General features: G+C 69.5%; 18 protein-coding genes. 3 read left to right on the top strand and 15 right to left on the bottom strand.

Going from position 1 to position 17700, the window contains the following annotated elements; genetic code table 11:
- Positions 1-4: 4 nt before the first annotated feature.
- The 11 genes from nuoK to ACIA73_RS34490 are packed head-to-tail and all read right to left on the bottom strand — an operon-like array spanning position 5 to position 10884.
- A complete protein-coding gene (gene nuoK, locus ACIA73_RS34540; RefSeq protein WP_189554133.1) occupies positions 5-304 on the bottom strand; it encodes an NADH-quinone oxidoreductase subunit NuoK in 300 nt (99 codons plus the stop codon).
- Complete coding sequence (locus tag ACIA73_RS34535; RefSeq protein ID WP_399442876.1) at positions 301-1134, bottom strand: NADH-quinone oxidoreductase subunit J; 834 nt, start codon at positions 1132-1134, stop codon at positions 301-303. The genes nuoK and ACIA73_RS34535 overlap by 4 nt, the downstream gene beginning before the upstream one ends.
- Positions 1131-1781, bottom strand: a complete 651-nt coding sequence (gene nuoI, locus ACIA73_RS34530; RefSeq protein ID WP_399442875.1) for an NADH-quinone oxidoreductase subunit NuoI — start codon at positions 1779-1781, stop codon at positions 1131-1133. Before nuoI ends, ACIA73_RS34535 begins: the two co-directional genes overlap by 4 nt.
- Positions 1774-3135 (bottom strand): NADH-quinone oxidoreductase subunit NuoH, encoded by a 1362-nt coding sequence (nuoH, locus tag ACIA73_RS34525; protein WP_399442874.1) that lies wholly within the window; start codon positions 3133-3135, stop codon positions 1774-1776. The genes nuoI and nuoH overlap by 8 nt, the downstream gene beginning before the upstream one ends.
- Positions 3132-5654, bottom strand: coding sequence for an NADH-quinone oxidoreductase subunit G (locus tag ACIA73_RS34520; protein ID WP_399442873.1), 2523 nt, complete (start codon positions 5652-5654; stop codon positions 3132-3134). Before ACIA73_RS34520 ends, nuoH begins: the two co-directional genes overlap by 4 nt.
- Complete coding sequence (nuoF, locus tag ACIA73_RS34515; RefSeq protein WP_399442872.1) at positions 5651-7027, bottom strand: NADH-quinone oxidoreductase subunit NuoF; 1377 nt, start codon at positions 7025-7027, stop codon at positions 5651-5653. The genes ACIA73_RS34520 and nuoF overlap by 4 nt, the downstream gene beginning before the upstream one ends.
- Positions 7024-7866: an NADH-quinone oxidoreductase subunit NuoE gene (nuoE, locus tag ACIA73_RS34510; RefSeq protein WP_399442905.1), complete on the bottom strand. Its 843-nt coding sequence runs from the start codon at positions 7864-7866 to the stop codon at positions 7024-7026. The genes nuoF and nuoE overlap by 4 nt, the downstream gene beginning before the upstream one ends.
- A 17-nt stretch (positions 7867-7883) precedes the next feature.
- A complete protein-coding gene (locus ACIA73_RS34505; RefSeq protein WP_399442871.1) occupies positions 7884-9224 on the bottom strand; it encodes an NADH-quinone oxidoreductase subunit D in 1341 nt (446 codons plus the stop codon).
- Entirely contained in the window at positions 9221-9940 is a 720-nt protein-coding gene (locus ACIA73_RS34500; protein ID WP_399442904.1) for an NADH-quinone oxidoreductase subunit C, read from the bottom strand. Before ACIA73_RS34500 ends, ACIA73_RS34505 begins: the two co-directional genes overlap by 4 nt.
- A gap of 11 nt (positions 9941-9951) precedes the next feature.
- Complete coding sequence (locus tag ACIA73_RS34495; protein WP_384350743.1) at positions 9952-10506, bottom strand: NuoB/complex I 20 kDa subunit family protein; 555 nt, start codon at positions 10504-10506, stop codon at positions 9952-9954.
- 18 nt (positions 10507-10524) lie between these two features.
- Positions 10525-10884 (bottom strand): NADH-quinone oxidoreductase subunit A, encoded by a 360-nt coding sequence (locus tag ACIA73_RS34490; RefSeq protein ID WP_189821185.1) that lies wholly within the window; start codon positions 10882-10884, stop codon positions 10525-10527.
- An 839-nt stretch (positions 10885-11723) separates the two neighbouring features.
- Here ACIA73_RS34490 and ACIA73_RS34485 point away from each other — a divergent pair.
- Entirely contained in the window at positions 11724-12575 is an 852-nt protein-coding gene (locus tag ACIA73_RS34485; protein ID WP_399442870.1) for a C40 family peptidase, read from the top strand.
- A 162-nt stretch (positions 12576-12737) separates the two neighbouring features.
- Here ACIA73_RS34485 and ACIA73_RS34480 read toward each other — a convergent pair whose 3' ends face one another.
- Together ACIA73_RS34480 and ACIA73_RS34475 are read right to left on the bottom strand one after the other, a co-directional pair.
- A complete protein-coding gene (locus tag ACIA73_RS34480) occupies positions 12738-13334 on the bottom strand; it encodes a TIGR03086 family metal-binding protein (RefSeq protein WP_399442869.1) in 597 nt (198 codons plus the stop codon).
- 72 nt (positions 13335-13406) lie between these two features.
- Positions 13407-14336, bottom strand: coding sequence for a threonine/serine dehydratase (locus ACIA73_RS34475; protein ID WP_399442868.1), 930 nt, complete (start codon positions 14334-14336; stop codon positions 13407-13409).
- A gap of 57 nt (positions 14337-14393) precedes the next feature.
- Here ACIA73_RS34475 and ACIA73_RS34470 point away from each other — a divergent pair, with 57 nt between their 5' ends.
- On the top strand, positions 14394-15026 hold the full coding sequence (locus ACIA73_RS34470) for a TetR/AcrR family transcriptional regulator (RefSeq protein ID WP_399442867.1): 633 nt from the start codon (positions 14394-14396) through the stop codon (positions 15024-15026).
- 9 nt (positions 15027-15035) lie between these two features.
- On the opposite strand, the gene ACIA73_RS34465 is transcribed toward ACIA73_RS34470, so the two are convergent.
- Positions 15036-15512, bottom strand: coding sequence for a GNAT family N-acetyltransferase (locus tag ACIA73_RS34465; RefSeq protein ID WP_399442865.1), 477 nt, complete (start codon positions 15510-15512; stop codon positions 15036-15038).
- A 169-nt stretch (positions 15513-15681) separates the two neighbouring features.
- The gene (locus ACIA73_RS34460; RefSeq protein ID WP_399442903.1) at positions 15682-16965 is read right to left on the bottom strand and encodes a geranylgeranyl reductase family protein; all 1284 of its coding nucleotides are present in this window, start codon (positions 16963-16965) and stop codon (positions 15682-15684) included.
- Positions 16966-17085: 120 nt separating this feature from the next.
- Here ACIA73_RS34460 and ACIA73_RS34455 point away from each other — a divergent pair, with 120 nt between their 5' ends.
- Positions 17086-17649, top strand: a complete 564-nt coding sequence (locus ACIA73_RS34455; RefSeq protein WP_399442864.1) for a GNAT family N-acetyltransferase — start codon at positions 17086-17088, stop codon at positions 17647-17649.
- Positions 17650-17700: the final 51 nt, after the last annotated feature.

Below are 17700 nucleotides of genomic sequence, written 5' to 3'. Positions count from 1 at the left end.
CCCCTTACAGCTTCATCAGGCTGGCGTCGTCGACCGAGGCCGAGTGGCGGGACCGGAACAGCGACACGATGATCGCCAGGCCGACCACGACCTCGGCGGCGGCGACGACCATCGTGAAGAAGGCGATGATCTGGCCGTCGAGATTGCCGTGCATCCGCGAGAACGCGACGAGTGCCAGGTTGCAGGCGTTGAGCATCAGCTCGACGCACATGAACACGACGATGGCGTTGCGCCGGATCAGCACGCCCGCCGCGCCGATGGTGAACAACAGCGAGGCGAGATAGAGGTAGTTGACCGGATTCACTTGGCAGCCTCCTCTTCTCGGTCACCGTCACGGTCGCCGTCACGGCCGAGCCGCTCCGCGGACCGCTGCTCCAGCGCCTTCAGATCGTTCAGCGCCTGTGTCGACACGTCCCGGATCTGGCCGCGCTCTCGCAGCGTCTGCATCACGGTCAGCTCGGACGGGGTGCCGTCCGGGAGCAGACCGGCGATGTCCACCGCGTTGTGCCGGGCGTAGACGCCGGGGGCGGGGAGGGGCGGCAGGTGCTTGCCTTCCCGTACCCGGATCTCAGCCAGCTCGCGCTGGCTCTTGGCGCGCTCGGTGCGCTCGCGGTTGGTGAGGACCATCGCGCCGACCGTCGCCGTGATCAGCAGGGCGCCGGTGATCTCGAAGGCGAAGACGTACTTGGTGAAGATCAGCTCTGCCAGGCCCTGGACGTTGCCCGCCGCGTTGGCCTGGGCGAGTCCGTTGAAGTCCTTCAACTGGGCGTTGCGGATGCCGGCGATGAGCAGGATCCCGAAGCCCAGCCCACAGGTGGCGGCCAGCCAGCGCTGCCCCTTGAGGGTCTCCTTCAGGGAGTCGGCCGCCGTGACGCCGACGAGCATGACCACGAAGAGGAAGAGCATCATGATCGCGCCGGTGTAGACGACGATCTGGACGACGCCCAGGAAGTACGCCCCGTTGGCGAGGTAGAAGACCGCCAGGATGATCATGGTCCCGGCGAGACACAGCGCACTGTGCACGGCCTTCTTCATCAGGATCGTGCACAGCGCGCCGATGACGGCGACCGTGCCCAGAATCCAGAACTGCACGGCTTCACCGGTGGAAGCAGCAGCGGCGAGGGTGCTGGTCATGCCCCCACCACCCTTGCGGAGGCCGGCTCGTCCTCGCCGAAGGTGGACGCGGCCTCCTGGACCCGCTCGCCCTTGCTGAGCGCGACCTGCCGCTCGGTGCCGGGCGCCGCCTCGGTGACCAGACCCCGGTAGTAGTCCTGCTCGTCCGTACCCGGGAAGATCGAGTGCGGGGAGTCGACCATGCCCTCGGTCAGCCCGGCGAGCAGCTGGTCCTTGGTGTAGATCAGGTTCTCGCGGCTGCTGTCGGCCAGTTCGAACTCGTTGGTCATCGTGAGCGCCCGCGTCGGGCACGCCTCGATGCACAGCCCGCACAGGATGCAGCGGGCGTAGTTGATCTGGTAGACGCGGCCGTAGCGCTCGCCCGGGGAGTAGCGCTCCTCCTCGGTGTTGTCCGCGCCCTCGACGTAGATCGCGTCGGCCGGACAGGCCCAGGCGCAGAGTTCGCACCCGATGCACTTCTCCAGTCCGTCGGGGTGCCGGTTGAGCTGGTGGCGGCCGTGGAAGCGCGGCGCGGTCACCTTCGGCGTTTCCGGGTACTGCTCGGTGAGCCGCTTCTTGAACATGGCCTTGAAGGTCACGCCGAAGCCGGCCACGGGGTTCTGCCAGGGGGCCCGGGGGTCCTCGCCCCGGGAAGATGCCTCAGACACCGTCCGCCTCCTTTCCGTCACTCTCTGTAACTCCACTGTCAGTATTACCCGCACCACTGACAACGAGCTCTCGCTCCTGCCTGGAGCGCCTGCGCGGCACCGGCGGCAGCGTCTGTCCGGGTAGCGGGGGTACCGGGAATCCACCGGCCATCGGGTCGAACGCGGCCTGGTCCTCGGGCTGTTCGTCCCTGCCGCGCCGGAAGAAGTCCCAGAGGAACGACAGCAGGAGAACGGCGATCACGCCTCCGGCGACGTACAGCACGATCTGCTGGTACTCGACGTTCGCGTTGCGCAGCGCCCGCACGGTGGCGACCAGCATCAGCCAGACCACCGAAACCGGGATGAGTACCTTCCATCCCAGCTTCATCAACTGGTCGTAGCGCACCCGAGGAAGGGTGCCGCGCAGCCAGATGAAGAAGAACAGCAGCAGTTGCACCTTGAGGATGAACCAGAGCATCGGCCACCAGCCGTGGTTCGCACCCTCCCAGAAGCTGCTGATCGGGTACGGAGCCCGCCAGCCGCCGAGGAAGAGGGTGACCGAGACCGCCGAGACGGTGACCATGTTGACGTACTCGGCCAGCATGAACAGCGCGAACTTGATCGACGAGTACTCGGTGTTGAAGCCACCGACCAGGTCGCCCTCGGACTCCGGCATGTCGAACGGCGCCCGGTTGGTCTCGCCGACCATGGTGACGACGTAGATGATGAAGGACACCGGCAGCAGGATGATGAACCACCGGTCCGCCTGCGCCTCCACGATCGCCGAGGTCGACATCGACCCGGAGTAGAGGAAGACCGAGGCGAAGGCGGCGCCCATCGCGATCTCGTACGAGATCATCTGCGCGCAGGAGCGCAGCCCGCCGAGCAGGGGGTACGTCGAGCCCGACGACCAGCCCGCCAGGACGATGCCGTAGATGCCGACGGAGGCGCACGCCAGGACGTACAGCATGGCGATCGGCAGGTCGGTGAGCTGCATCGTCGTGCGCTGGCCGAAGATCGAGACTTCGTTTCCGGCCGGCCCGAACGGGATGACCGCGATCGCCATGAAGGCCGGGATGGCCGCGACGATCGGCGCCAGGATGTAGACGACCTTGTCGGCGCGCTTGACGACGACGTCTTCCTTCAGCATCAGCTTGATGCCGTCGGCGAGCGACTGGAGCATGCCCCAGGGGCCGTGCCGGTTGGGGCCGATGCGCAGCTGCATCCAGGCGACGACCTTGCGCTCCCACACGATGGAGAAGAGCACGGTGACCATCAGGAACGCGAAGCAGAAGACGGCCTTGATCGCGACGAGCCACCAGGGGTCCGTGCCGAACATCGACAGGTCTTCTGCGGCGAGTGTGTACGTCGTCATGCCGTCACCTCCGTCGGGGAAGTCGGGGCGCCCGGGGCGGAAGTGACCGCGGGGGCCAGCGTGACGAGCTGTCCGGGGCGGGCCCCGGTGTCGGAGAGGACTCCGCCGCCGACCGAGTTCATCGGGAGCCAGACCACCCGGTCGGGCATCTCGGTGACCTGGAGCGGAAGTTGTACGGAACCGGAAGGTCCGGTCACTTCGAGGATGTCGCCGTGCTTGACGCCCGTTTCGGCGGCGGTGGCGGCGGAGAGGCGGGCCACCGACGCGTGGCGCGTACCGGCCAGCGCCTCGTCGCCGTCCTGGAGCTTGCCCTGGTCGAGCAGCATCCGGTGACCTGCGAGAACGGCCTCACCGGCACCCGCACGCGGAAGCGGACGGGACGTCTCCAGCGGTGCGGAGGCGTGCGGTCCGTCCCAGCCGCCGAGCCGGTCCATCTCACGTCGTACGGACTTGAGGTCCGGCAGCGAGAACGCCACATCCATCTCGTCGGCCAGCATGTGCAGGACGCGGGCGTCGCTCGGTGCGAGCGTCCGGGTCATCTGCTCCGGCTTCAGCGCGGCCTCGAACATCCGCGCCCGGCCCTCCCAGTTGAGGAAAGTGCCCGGCTTCTCGGCCACCGCAGCAACCGGAAGCACTACGTCCGCGTGGTCGGTCACCTCGCTCGGCCGCAGCTCCAGCGAGACCAGGAAGCGCACCTCGTCCAGCGCCACCCGCGCCCTGGCCGGGTCCGGCAGGTCCCCGGGCTCGACCCCGGCGACGACCAGCGCCAGCAGCTCACCGGTGGCGGCCGCCTCAATGATCTGACCGGTGTCGCGCCCGTGGCGGTGCGGCAGTTCGGCCACCCGCCAGACGTCGGCGACCTCCTCGCGCGCACGCGGGTCGGTCGCGGGACGGCCACCGGGCAGCAGCGACGGGATCGCTCCGGCCTCGACGGCGCCGCGCTCTCCGGCCCGGCGCGGGATCCACACCAGTTCGGCGCCGGTCGCCGATGCCGCTCGTACCGCGGCGGTCAACGCGCCCGGCACACCGGCCAGTCGCTCGCCGACGACGATCACCGCACCCGGCTCGCGCAGCGCTTCGGCGGCCGTGACGCCGTCCGCCTCCAGTCCCGCGTGCCCGGCCAGCGCGTCCAGCCACTCCGTCTCGGTGCCGGGCGCGGCGGGGAGCAGGGTGCCGCCCGCCTTCTCCAGGCCCCGGGTCGCATGCGAGGCGAGGGCGAAGGTGCGCTGACCGTGCTTGCGGTGGGCCTTGCGCAGCCGCAGGAAGACGCCGGGCGCCTCCTCCTCGGACTCGAACCCGGCGAGCAGTACCGCCGGGGCCTTCTCCAGCGTGGTGTACGTGATCCCCGCACCATCGAGGTCGCGCCCGCGTCCGGCGACGTGGGCGGCCAGGAAGTCGGCCTCCTCGCTGCTGTGCACGCGCGCGCGGAAGTCGATGTCATTGGTGTCGAGGGCGGTACGGGCGAACTTGCTGTAGGCGTAAGCGTCTTCGACCGTCAGCCGGCCACCGGTGAGTACACCGGCCCGGCCGCGCGCCGCCGCCAGTCCCGCGGCGGCGACCGCCAGGGCCTCGGGCCAGCTGGCCGGCTCCAGTTCGCCGCTCTCCTTGTTGCGTACCAGCGGAGTCTTCAGCCGGTCGGGACGCTGGGCGTACCGGAAGCCGAACCTCCCCTTGTCGCACAGCCACTCCTCGTTGACCTCCGGGTCCTCGGCCGCCATCCGCCGCATGACCTTGCCGCGCCGGTGGTCGGTGCGCGTCGCGCAACCGCCCGCGCAGTGCTCACAGACGGAGGGAGAGGACACCAGGTCGAAGGGGCGCGACCGGAAGCGGTACGCCGCCGAGGTCAGCGCGCCGACCGGGCAGATCTGGATGGTGTTGCCGGAGAAGTACGACTCGAAGGGGTCACCCTCGCCGGTGCCGACCTGCTGGAGCGCGCCGCGTTCGATCAGCTCGATCATCGGGTCGCCCGCCACCTGGTTGGAGAACCGGGTGCAGCGCGCACACAGCACACAGCGCTCACGGTCCAGCAGCACCTGGGTGGAGATCGGGACGGGCTTCTCGTACGTCCGCTTCTTCCCGTCGAAACGGGAGTCGGCGTCGCCGTGCGACATCGCCTGGTTCTGCAGGGGGCACTCGCCGCCCTTGTCGCAGACCGGGCAGTCCAACGGGTGGTTGATGAGGAGGAGTTCCATCACTCCGCGCTGCGCCTTGTCGGCGACCGGCGAGGTGAGCTGGGACTTCACGACCATGCCGTCGGTGCAGGTGATGGTGCAGGACGCCATCGGCTTGCGCTGGCCCTCCACCTCGACGATGCACTGGCGGCAGGCGCCGGCCGGGTCGAGGAGGGGGTGGTCGCAGAAGCGGGGGATCTCGATGCCGAGGAGTTCGGCGGCGCGGATCACCAGGGTTCCCTTGGGGACGCTGATGTCGATGCCGTCGATGGTGAGGGACACGAGGTCCTCGGGCGGGACCGCCGCCTCGCCGCCTGAGGAGGACGCGCTGTGGGTCGTGATGGTCATGCGTTCACCTCCGTGGTGTCGGAGTGCCGGTCGGCCCAGACGGTCGACTTGGCGGGGTCGAAGGGGCAGCCCTTGCCGGTGATGTGCCGCTCGTACTCCTCGCGGAAGTACTTGAGCGAGGAGAAGATCGGCGAGGCCGCCCCGTCCCCGAGCGCGCAGAAGGACTTGCCGTTGATGTTGTCGGCGATGTCGTTGAGCTTTTCGAGGTCGGACATCTGGCCCTTGCCGGCCTCGATGTCGCGCAGCAACTGGACCAGCCAGTACGTCCCTTCGCGACACGGGGTGCACTTGCCGCAGGACTCGTGGGCGTAGAACTCGGTCCAGCGGGTCACCGCGCGGACCACACAGGTGGTCTCGTCGAAGCACTGGAGCGCCTTGGTGCCGAGCATGGAACCGGCCGCTCCGACGCCCTCGTAGTCGAGGGGTACGTCGAGGTGCTCATCGGTGAACATCGGGGTCGAGGAGCCGCCCGGCGTCCAGAACTTGAGCCGGTGTCCCGGTCGCATTCCGCCGCTCATGTCGAGCAGCTGGCGCAGCGTGATTCCCAACGGGGCTTCGAACTGACCGGGGTTGGCGACATGTCCGCTCAGTGAGTACAGCGTGAAGCCCGGGGACTTCTCGCTGCCCATGGAACGGAACCAGTCTTTGCCCCGGTTGAGAATCGCGGGAACCGATGCGATCGACTCGACGTTGTTGACAACAGTGGGACAGGCATAGAGCCCGGCGACCGCGGGGAAGGGAGGACGCAGCCGGGGCTGGCCGCGACGGCCTTCGAGCGAGTCGAGCAGTGCGGTCTCTTCTCCGCAGATGTACGCACCCGCCCCCGCGTGCACGGTGAGTTCGAGATCGAGTCCGCTGCCGAGGACGTCCTTGCCGAGGTAACCGGCGGCGTACGCCTCCCGCACCGCCTCGTGCAGCCTGCGCAGCACGGGGACGGTTTCACCACGCAGATAGATGAACGCGTGACTCGACCGGATCGCGTAGCACGCGATCACAATGCCCTCGATGAGGCTGTGCGGGTTCGCGAAGAGGAGCGGGATGTCCTTGCAGGTTCCCGGTTCCGATTCGTCGGCGTTGACAACTAGATAGTGCGGCTTTCCGTCGCCCTGCGGAATGAACTGCCACTTCATTCCGGTGGGGAATCCGGCCCCGCCCCGCCCGCGGAGACCGGAGTCCTTCACATAGGCGATCAGGTCGTCGGGGGTCATCGCGAGGGCCTTGCGCAGACCCTCGTAGCCCTCGTGCCTGCGGTAGGTCTCCAGGGTCCACGACCGGGGGTCGTCCCAGAAGGCGGACAGGACCGGCGAGAGCAGCTTCTCGGGGCTGTCCCCGTTGCTGCCGTTGCCGTCGATCTCGGTGGTCACGGTCATCACTCCCCCTCCTCGGAAGAAGGCCCGGCCGGGTGCTGCTCGGGTGCGGCAGCGGGGTCGGACGCCGAGGTCTGCTGCGGTGCGTCGTGCGAGCTGAGGTGCTGGGAGCCGGGCTGCGGGGCGTCCTTGGCCTCGCCGCTCCCGGCTTCACCGCGCGGCGATACGACGCGGGGGGCACCCAGCGTCTCGCCCTTGGCCAGCCGGAGGCCGAGCAGTGAGGCGTGCCCGGCGCCGCCGGAGGCCTCGACCGCGCCGGGGCGCTCGTCGGGGAAGCCGGCCAGGATGCGGGCGGTCTCCTTGTAGGTGCACAGCGGGGCGCCGCGGGTGGGCTCGACGGGGCGGCCCGCGCGCAGGTCGTCCACCAGCTGCTTGGCCGACTCGGGCGTCTGGTCGTCGAAGAACTCCCAGTTGACCATCACCACGGGGGCGTAGTCGCAGGCGGCGTTGCACTCGATGTGTTCGAGGGTGACCTTGCCGTCGGCGGTGGTCTCGTTGTTGCCGACCCCGAGGTAGGTCTTCAGCTCGTCGAAGATGGCGTCGCCGCCCATCACCGCGCAGAGCGTGTTGGTGCAGACGCCGACCTGGTAGTCGCCGGAGGCCTTGCGCCGGTACATGGTGTAGAAGGTCGCCACCGCGGTGACCTCGGCGGTGGTGAGGTCGAGGACCTCGGCGCAGAAGCGCATCCCGGTGCGGGAGACGTACCCCTCCTCGGACTGCACCAGGTGCAGCAGCGGCAGCAGCGCGGAGCGGCTGTCGGGGTAGCGGGCGATGACCTCCCTCGCATCCGCTTCGAGGCGGGCCCGGACCTCGTCCGGGTAGGCGGGGGCAGGCAGTTGGGGCATGCCCAGTGACACATCGGTCATCGGTCGACGCCTCCCATCACGGGGTCGATGGAGGCGACGGCGACGATGACGTCGGCGACCTGGCCGCCCTCGCACATCGCTGCCATGGCCTGGAGGTTGGTGAAGGACGGGTCGCGGAAGTGGACCCGGTAGGGACGGGTGCCGCCGTCGGAGACGACGTGTACGCCGAGTTCGCCCTTGGGGGACTCCACTGCCGCGTACGCCTGGCCGGCCGGGACCCGGAAGCCCTCGGTGACCAGCTTGAAGTGGTGGATCAGGGCCTCCATGGAGGTGCCCATGATCTTGCGGATGTGGTCGAGGGAGTTGCCGAGGCCGTCCGCGCCGATGGCGAGCTGGGCGGGCCAGGCGATCTTCTTGTCGGCCACCATGACCGGTCCCGGCTCCTTGAGGCGGGCCAGGCACTGCTCGACGATGTCCAGGGACTGGCGCATCTCTTCGAGCCGGATGAGGAAGCGGCCGTAGGAGTCGCAGGTGTCGGCGGTGGGGACCTCGAAGTCGTAGGTCTCGTAGCCGCAGTAGGGGTCGGTCTTGCGCAGGTCGTGCGGCAGGCCCGCCGAGCGGAGCACCGGACCGGTCGCACCCAGCGCCATGCAGCCGGTGAGGTCGAGGTGGCCGACGTCCTGCATGCGGGCCTTGAAGATGGGGTTGCCGGTGGCGAGCTTGTCGTACTCCGGCAGGTTCTTGCGCATGGTCTTCAGGAGCTCGGCGAGCTTGTCCAGGGCGCCCGGCGGGAGGTCCTGGGCGAGGCCGCCGGGGCGGATGTACGCGTGGTTCATCCGCAGGCCGGTGATCAGCTCGAAGACGTCCAGGATGAGTTCACGGTCCCGGAAGCCGTAGATCATGATCGTGGTCGCGCCGAGTTCCATGCCGCCGGTGGCGATGCACACCAGGTGCGAGGAGAGCCGGTTGAGCTCCATCAGCAGGACGCGGATGACGCTGGCGCGGTCGGGGATCTGGTCGGTGATGCCGAGCAGCTTCTCGACGCCGAGGCAGTACGCCGTCTCGTTGAAGAACGGCGTCAGATAATCCATGCGCGTGACGAAGGTGGTGCCCTGCGTCCAGTTCCGGAATTCGAGGTTCTTCTCGATGCCGGTGTGGAGGTAGCCGATGCCGCAGCGGGCCTCGGTGACGGTCTCGCCGTCGATCTCCAGGATCAGGCGGAGCACACCGTGCGTGGACGGGTGCTGGGGGCCCATGTTGACGATGATGCGTTCGTCGTCGGACTTGGCCGCTGACTGGACGACCTCGTCCCAGTCGCCGCCGGTGACCGTGTAGACGGTGCCTTCGGTTGTCTCCCGTGCCGATGCGGAAGAAGGAGAGGAGGGGGGAGTGGTCACGAGTACGACCTCCGCTGGTCCGGAGCCGGGATCTGGGCGCCCTTGTACTCGACGGCGATGCCGCCGAGGGGGTAGTCCTTGCGCTGCGGGAAGCCCTGCCAGTCGTCCGGCATCATGATCCGGGTCAGGGCGGGGTGGCCGTCGAAGATCAGGCCGAAGAAGTCGTACGTCTCGCGCTCGTGCCAGTCGTTGGTCGGATAGACGGAGACCAGCGACGGGACGTGCGGATCGGCGTCGGGGGCACTGACTTCCAGCCGGATCAGCCGGCCGTGGGTGAGCGAGCGCAGGTGGTAGACCGCGTGCAGCTCGCGTCCCTTGTCCTCCAGGAAGTGCACACCGCTGACACCGGTGCACAGCTCGAAGCGCAGGGCCGGGTCGTCGCGCAGGGTGCGGGCGACCGTCAGCAGGTGCTCGCGGGCGACGTGGAAGGTGAGTTCGCCGCGGTCGACGACCGTCTCCTCGATGGCGTTCGAGGGGAGCAGGTCCTGCTCCTCCAGAGCTCCTTCGAGTTCGTCGGCGACCTCGTCGAACCATCCGCCGTACGGCCGCGAGGTGGCGCCGGGGAAGGTGACGGTGCGGACGAGCCCTCCGTAACCCGTCGTATCGCCACCGTTGTTGGCGCCGAACATGCCCTTGCGGACGCGCAGCACCTCGCCGTTCTCGTCGCGCTGGGCGGGGACGCCGGTGGCGCCCTCGCCCGAGCCGGTTCCGTTCACTGGCTTCTCGCTCACCGGAGCAGGCCCTTCATCTCGATGGTGGGGAGCGCCTTGAGGGCCGCTTCCTCCGCCTCGCGGGCCGCTTCCTCCGCGTTCACGCCGAGCTTGGAGCCCTGGATCTTCTGGTGGAGCTTGAGGATCGCGTCGATCAGCATCTCGGGGCGCGGCGGGCAGCCCGGCAGATAGATGTCGACGGGCACGATGTGGTCGACGCCCTGGACGATCGCGTAGTTGTTGAACATGCCGCCCGAGGAGGCGCAGACCCCCATGGAAATGACCCACTTGGGGTTCGGCATCTGGTCGTAGACCTGTCGCAGCACCGGCGCCATCTTCTGGCTGACCCGGCCCGCCACGATCATCAGGTCCGCCTGCCGCGGCGAACCGCGGAAGACCTCCATGCCGAAGCGGGCCAGGTCGTACCGGCCCGCTCCCGTCGTCATCATCTCGATGGCGCAGCAGGCGAGGCCGAACGTCGCGGGGAAGACGGAGGACTTCCGCACCCAGCCCGCGGCCTGTTCGACCGTCGTCAGCAGAAAGCCGCTCGGCAGTTTCTCTTCGAGTCCCATGGGTGTTCCCTCAGCCCCTCAGTCCCATTCCAGGCCGCCGCGACGCCATACATACGCGTACGCGACAAAAACGGTGAGCACGAAGAGGAGCATCTCGACGAGCCCGAAAATCCCCAGGGCGTCGAAGGAGACCGCCCAGGGGTAGAGGAAGACGATCTCGATGTCGAAGACGATGAACAGCATCGCCGTCAGGTAGTACTTGATGGGAAAGCGTCCGCCGCCGGCCGGCGTGGGGGTGGGCTCGATGCCGCACTCGTACGCTTCCTGCTTTGCCCGGTTGTAGCGCTTGGGTCCGATAAGCGTGGCCATGACCACGGAGAAGATCGCAAACCCTGCCCCGAGGGCGCCGAGCACAAGGATGGGCGCGTAAGCATTCACCCTCCTCGCTCCTTCCAGTCGTCCTTGACCGTTGGACCGCGCCGGGCTCGTGCTTGCCCCGGAGCGGGGGGGCCGGTGCGCCTCTCCCCGTCTCCCATTCGCCCTTGACCGCGAGGACGGTATGAAGATCGCGGATATGTGAGGCAGTTCACAAGCCTGACTGCCCCGCATCCTATGCCTGTCCCTCTGTGATCTGCGACACGGGGTACGACAACGCCTTTGTGATCTCTGCCACCTGACGAAGGATCATGAAGCCGGATGCACGGTGATCTAGGTACGTGAAGCGCGCGAGTGATCACCAGACGTGACATTCAGGCGCGTTGGCGCTGGTGAGAGGGGTGGCGCTCTATCAAGAGGTGGCTGCTACAAGCAAATTGGAGCTGGACGCGACTCGCGTGATAGGCGCGCGGAGCGACCCTTTCGTCCCGTCGCGCACACCCCACCCCTCTCCCGCTCAGCTGAATTCGCGTGCGCTCACCCGCGCGAGAGGGGGGCCGGGAGGCGAGTGGACACGTGCACGCGTTCACGAGCCGCGGAGACCGAAAGCGGACTCCGGGGACAACGACGTAAACCACGGGCAGGGATTGTGACCTGCGTCACTGTCGATGATCCGTCAGAAAGACGGGCTTGGCCATGCGTGTGAACGGATGGTAGGCGTCGGGGCAATTCGGACGTATCGCGGAAAACCCGTGATCACAGGGTTGCCTGCGTGTGCCCGATTTGCCCTTTACGGCGTCAATAAGGGTGCGCGGACGCCCAATTCGGGCCGCTGGTTGGCAACTGTGGCGCAGACCACGTTTCTTGATGCCGACTCGTTACCTCTGATAGCGGTAGTTCTCATGTCCCACACCGCTCACATACCCAGCCACCGGAAGCCCCGCCGCAGCGCCTCGAAGCTGGCGCTCCGAGCCGGAGTTGCCGGTGGCGTCCTCAGCACCATCGCGGTGGCTGGTGCGGCGTCTCCGGCCATGGCCGACCCGGTTCACGAGACCGTCGAGATGCCGACGCTCACCGCGGCCCCCACCGCGGCGACGACCACCGCCCCCACGGCCAGCGCCGAGGCCACCCAGCAGATCGCCTTCGAGTACGACCGCCAGGCCCGCCAGGAGGCGGCCGCCGCGGACGCCGCGAAGGACGCCAAGACGGCCAAGGCCGAGGCGGACCGCAAGGCCGAGGCCAAGAAGAAGGCCGACGAGGCCCGTGAGAAGGCCGCGGAGCAGGCCGAGCAGGAACGCGCCTCGCGTTCCTCCGCCCGCACCACGCTCGCCTCCACCGGCTCCTCGGAGGGCTCCGGCTCGTCCGGCTCCTCCTCCACCGCCTCCTCCTCCAACGCGAGCGGCAGCGCCGCCGCCGTCATCGCGTTCGCCCGCGCCCAGGTCGGCGACGCGTACGTGATGGGCAGCACCGGCCCCAACGCGTGGGACTGCTCCGGTCTCATGCAGGCCGCGTTCGGCTCCATCGGTGTGGACCTGCCGCGCGTCTCGCAGGGTCAGTCGACCGCGGGCACGCAGGTCGGCCTCGACAACCTCCAGCCCGGCGACATCCTCTACTGGGGCAGCGCGGGCAGCGCCTATCACGTGGGCGTCTACGTGGGCGGCGGCAACTTCGTCGGCGCGCAGAACTCCAGCACGGGCGTCGTCGAGCGTCCGCTGTCCTACGACCCGCCGACCGGCGCGGTGCGGGTTCTCTGAGTCCCCGCTTCCACCCTTCAGTTCGTACGGCCGAGGGCCGTCGCTCCCGGAAGACCGGGGGCGACGGCCCTCGGCCGTTGCCGTCCCCACGGGTGATTCCGCACGTCCTGGGCGGATTTGGGGCGCAATCCACTCATCGGGCTTCCGGTGGCCGGGGTGGGATCACCCCGTCGGAGCCCAGTCCGCACGCCTCCCCAGGTAGTGGAGCAGGGCTGCCGCCTCGTCGCCGTCCGCCGGCGGCGCGAGCGCGTCCGCGAAGGCGAAGCCCCGCAGGGGTTCGGCCAGGGCGAGTGCCACCGGGTGCAGGGCGCGGGCCAGTTCCCCGGTGAGCGGGGACCGGCCGCCGGTGGCCACCGCGATGTCCCAGGCGTGGACGGCCGCGTCGAGTGCGGCCGCCCCCACCGCCTGCGCGGCGGGCAGGGCGAAGGGCGGCAGCGGTACGGGGACGTCCACGGCGTCCGGCGCGACCTCCGCGAAGGCGGCGGTGGTGCGGGTCAGCGCCGCTTCGAGGAGCGCGGTGGGCGTGACGCCCTCGTCGAAGGTGCCCTTGGGGTCGAACGGGTCGTACGCCGGCCCGTCGCCCCCGGTCAGCTTCGCCGCGTACGCGAGCTGGTCGCCCGCCGCGTGCTGGAGCACCTGAGCCACGTTCCACTGCTCGCAGGGAGTGGCCAGCCCCCAGTCACCCGGCCCCACTTGAGCCACCGCTTCCCGCATCGCCCGGTGTGCCGAGTCCAGTACTTCCCACTCTGTCTGCGTCATGGCCCGAACCTAGCCAAGCGGGCCCGGGTCCGTAAGTCGGTCGGGCAAGCAGGCCCGCTTACCGGCTGCGGCCTACCGGTTGAGATCCCCGAGCCCGGTGTTCGCCCCGCACAGCACGACCGCGACCCGCTCCCCCGGCGCCGGTTGGTAGGCGTACGCCGTCGCCGCCGCGTGCTCGACGGCGAGGCGGCGCTCGTCCCAGAGGCGAAGGCGGGCGGCGATGACCGCTTCGTCCGGTACGAGGACGGAGCGCACCCCGTCGCGCATGGCCACCGCGAGCGCCGTCCCGGAGACGCGGGGCGCTCCCAGCGAGTCGGCCGCGATCGAGTCCACCGGGGTGTCCACGACGCGGCCCGCCTCCAGGGCCGCGTGGAGTGCGCGGCAGTTCTCCGGCTCCACCGCGACCACCTCGACCCCGCGCTCCAGGGCGGCGGTTGCGACACCGGCGAAGAGCCCGCCGCCGCCCACCGAGACCACCAGCGTGTCCAGCCCGCCGGGAACCCGGCTCAGGATCTCCTCGGTGAGGGTTCCCGCGCCCGCCGCGATCAGCGGGTGGTCGTACGCGTGCGAGGCCAGCGCCCCCGAGGACGCCGCGAACTCGGAGCAGGCGGCCCGCGCCTCGTCGTACCTGGTGCCCACGAGGCGTACCTCCGCGCCGTACGTACGCAGCCGCGCGACCTTGACCGGCGGTGCGGTCTCGGGCAGGAACACCGTCGCCCGCACCCCGTGCTCCCGTGCCGCCCAGGCGCAGGCCAGCCCCGCGTTGCCGCCCGAGGCGATGGTCAGTCCGGTGTCAGGGAGGGTGCCGGACTCGCGGTGGGCGAGCAGGAAGTTCATCGCGCCCCGGGCCTTGAAGCTGCCGGTGTGCTGCATGAACTCCAGGGCGAGGAAGCTGCCGGAGTCGCCAGGGGCCACCGTCACGGGCCGGATGTGTCCGGCGATGCGGTCGGCGGCGGCCTTGATGTCACCGGGGGTGAGGTACGGGGCGCTGAGCTGCGGCACGGGGACTCCAGGGCGAGGACGCAAACATTTGATACGGCGTACCGTACGGTGTATCCCATGCCGAGGCAATCACCTTCCCTGGACCGCGCGACCCCCGAACTCATCGCGGAGACCGCCCTGTCGATCATCGACCGCGACGGCCCGCAGGCACTGAGCTTCCGCAGCCTCGCCGACCGGCTGGGCATCTCGCACGCGACCGTGCAGCGGCGGTGCACCGACCTCGCCGGACTGCTCGACCTGTGTACGGACCACCTGGCGGCCGGCATTCCGGAGGTTCCGCCGGGCACGGACGCGGCGGAGGCGACCGGGATCCGGTTCCGGGCGCTGTACGAACTGCTGGTGGCGCATCCCGGGCTGGCCGCGCTGCGCGGGGCGCGGCCGTGGCTGGGGCCGCAGTTGCTGGCCCGGCTGACGGAGCCCGAGGTCGCCGCGCACATGGCGCACGGGATGACGGCGGCGCAGGCCATGGCGGCGTACCGCCGGATGTATCTGCTCACGCTGGGGTGCGCGACGTTCGTGGACCACCGCTCACCGCAGGAGAACGCGACCCGCACCCGGACCGCGCTCGCCGCGCTGGCTCCGGAGTCCTTTCCGGCGCTGACGGGTCATGTGGAGGAGATCCTGCCGGTGCTGGCGGACCATGAGGTGTTTTATGGCGCGTTGCGTCAACTGATCGACGCGGCGCGGTAGTGGGTGCGATCAGGCGCGCGGCAGGCGGATGAGGAAGGCGTCGACCGGGTCCTCGTGTTCCAGGACGAAGCCGTGCCGCTCGTAGAGGCGGCGGGCGGGGCTGCCCTGGAGGACTTGGAGGCGTACCGGGAAGTTCTCCCGGTCGCTGTGGGCGAGCAGTGCGTTCAGTACGGCGGTGCCCAGGCCGCGGCCCTGGTGGGCGGGGTCGACGTAGAAGCTTTCCAGCCATCGGCAGGTGTCGGCTTCCGGGCGCAGGACCACGCATCCTGCGAAGGTTCCGGCTACTTCGATGAGCTGGGTGTGCTCGGGGGTGTAGCTGTCGCGGAAGCGCTGGCGGACGCGTATCGGGTCGTAGACACCGAGGCGTTCCAGGTCGGGGCGCATGACTTGGGCGCGGAGTTCGGCGATGCGGTCGATGTCGGTGGGGGTGGCGGGGGTCAGGCGCCAGTCGGTGCCGGAGGGAGGGGTGGTGGTCGCCGTGTTCATGGGCGGAGTATTTCAGCAGGGTGGGGCGGGGCGGGTGGGGTGCGACTCCGTCGGGGGCCGCCCCCTTGCCCGCCCGTTCCGCCCCCGGGGGGCGGCCCCGCCGCCCAAGCGGGCTGAGGTAACGCGGGCGTGCCGCCGCCCAAGCGGGCGGGGTAATGCGGAGGAGATGTCAGGAGTTGGGGGCTACCTTGGCGAGGCCGTTGATGATGCGGTCCATCGCGTCGCCGCCCGTGGGGTCGGTGAGGTTGGCCAGCATCTTCAAGGTGAAGCGCATCAGGACCGGGTGGGTGAGGCCGCGTTCGGCCGCCAGCTTCATGATCTTCGGGTTGCCGATGAGCTTCACGAACGCGCGGCCCATCGTGTAGTAGCCCCCGTACGTGTCCTTCAGGACCTGCGGGTAGCGGGCCAGCGCCATCTCCCGCTGGGCGGGGGTGGCCCGGGCGTGGGCCTGCACGATGACCTCCGAGGCGATCTGCCCCGACTCCATGGCGTACGCGATGCCCTCACCGTTGAACGGGTTGACCATGCCACCCGCGTCGCCGACCAGCAACAGGCCCTTGGTGTAGTGCGGCTGGCGGTTGAAGGCCATCGGGAGGGCGGCCCCCCGGATCGGCATCGTCATGTTCTCGGGCGTGTAGCCCCACTCCGCCGGCATCGACGCGCACCACGCCTTGAGCACCTCGCGCCAGTCCAGCTCCTTGAACGCCTTGGAGGAGTTGAGGATGCCGAGGCCGACGTTGGACGTACCGTCGCCCATGCCGAAGATCCAGCCGTAGCCGGGCAGCAGCCGGTCCTGCGGGCCGCGCCGGTCCCACAGCTCCAGCCAGGACTCCAGGTAGTCGTCGTCGTGGCGGGGCGAGGTGAAGTACGTCCGGACTGCGACACCCATCGGGCGGTCGTCACGGCGGTGCAGGCCCATCGCCAGGGAGAGCCGGGTGGAGTTGCCGTCGGCCGCGACCACCAGAGGCGCGTGGAAGGTGACGGGGAGCTTCTCCTCGCCGAGCTTGGCCTCGACCCCGGTGATACGTCCGGTACGGGCGTCCAGGACCGGCGCGCCGACATTGCACCGCTCGTACAGCCGGGCGCCCGCCTTCTGCGCCTGCCGGGCCAGCTGCTCGTCGAAGTCGTCACGCTTGCGGACGAGTCCGTAGTCGGGGAACGAGGCCAGCTCCGGCCAGTCCAGCTGAAGGCGCTGGCCGCCGCCGATGATGCGCAGGCCCTTGTTGCGCAGCCAGCCCGCTTCCTCCGAGATGTCGATCCCCATCGACACCAGCTGCTTGGTGGCGCGGGGGGTGAGGCCGTCGCCGCAGACCTTCTCGCGCGGGAAGGCGGTCTTTTCCAGCAGGAGGACGTCGAGCCCGGCCTTCGCCAGGTAGTACGCGGTGGCGGAACCGGCAGGTCCGGCCCCGACGACGATCACATCTGCGCTGTGCTCGGAGGGGGGCGCGGTCACGGGCTGCTCGGTCACGGCGATCTCTCCCGTAGAACTCGGAGTCGATTAAGTGCCTTGACGGCACAGGTCGAAGGGCAGTCTATGGGGGCGTACTCCTCCATCACCCGAAGGGCTGCCCTCATGACCCTCACGCCCCCCTTGTCCCCCGCGCCGTCTGCGGCGGTGTCTCCCTTGCCGCCGGTGGTGCGGCTGCGAGTGCCGATCGAGGAGGACGCGTATGCCTGGTACGACGTGTTCAAGGACCGCGAGGTCATGGAATTCCACGGCGGCAGGCCCGCCGGTGTCTCGGTCTACGAGGAACTGACCGCCAGACAGCGCAAGCACGACGCCGAACTGGGCTTCTGTCTCTGGACGCTGCTCGACGAGGACGACGCGGTGATCGGCTTCACCGGCGCCCAGCCGTGGCCGCACCAGCACTACGGCCCGGTCGGCGAGATCGAGATCGGCTGGCGGCTGGGCCGCGCCCACTGGGGCCGGGGCTACGCCACCGCCGCCGCACGGGCCACCGTCGAGCGGGTACGGGCGGCGGGCGTACGGGAGGTGGCGGCGATGGTGGACACCCGCAATGTGCGGTCCGTCGCGGTCACCGAACGGCTCGGGATGCGGCGCACCGAGGTCTTCGTGGTGCCGGGCTCGGCATCGGAGCCGGAGCGCAAGGGCTACTGCTTCCGGCTGACGCTGTGACGCGGTGACGCGGTGAGCCGCTGTTCGCGGACGGTGCGGGGACGGGCCCAT

The organism is Streptomyces sp. NPDC051561, from assembly GCF_044454195.1.
Classification (GTDB): domain Bacteria; phylum Actinomycetota; class Actinomycetes; order Streptomycetales; family Streptomycetaceae; genus Streptomyces.
This window is presented reverse-complemented; position numbering and strand designations above follow the sequence as displayed.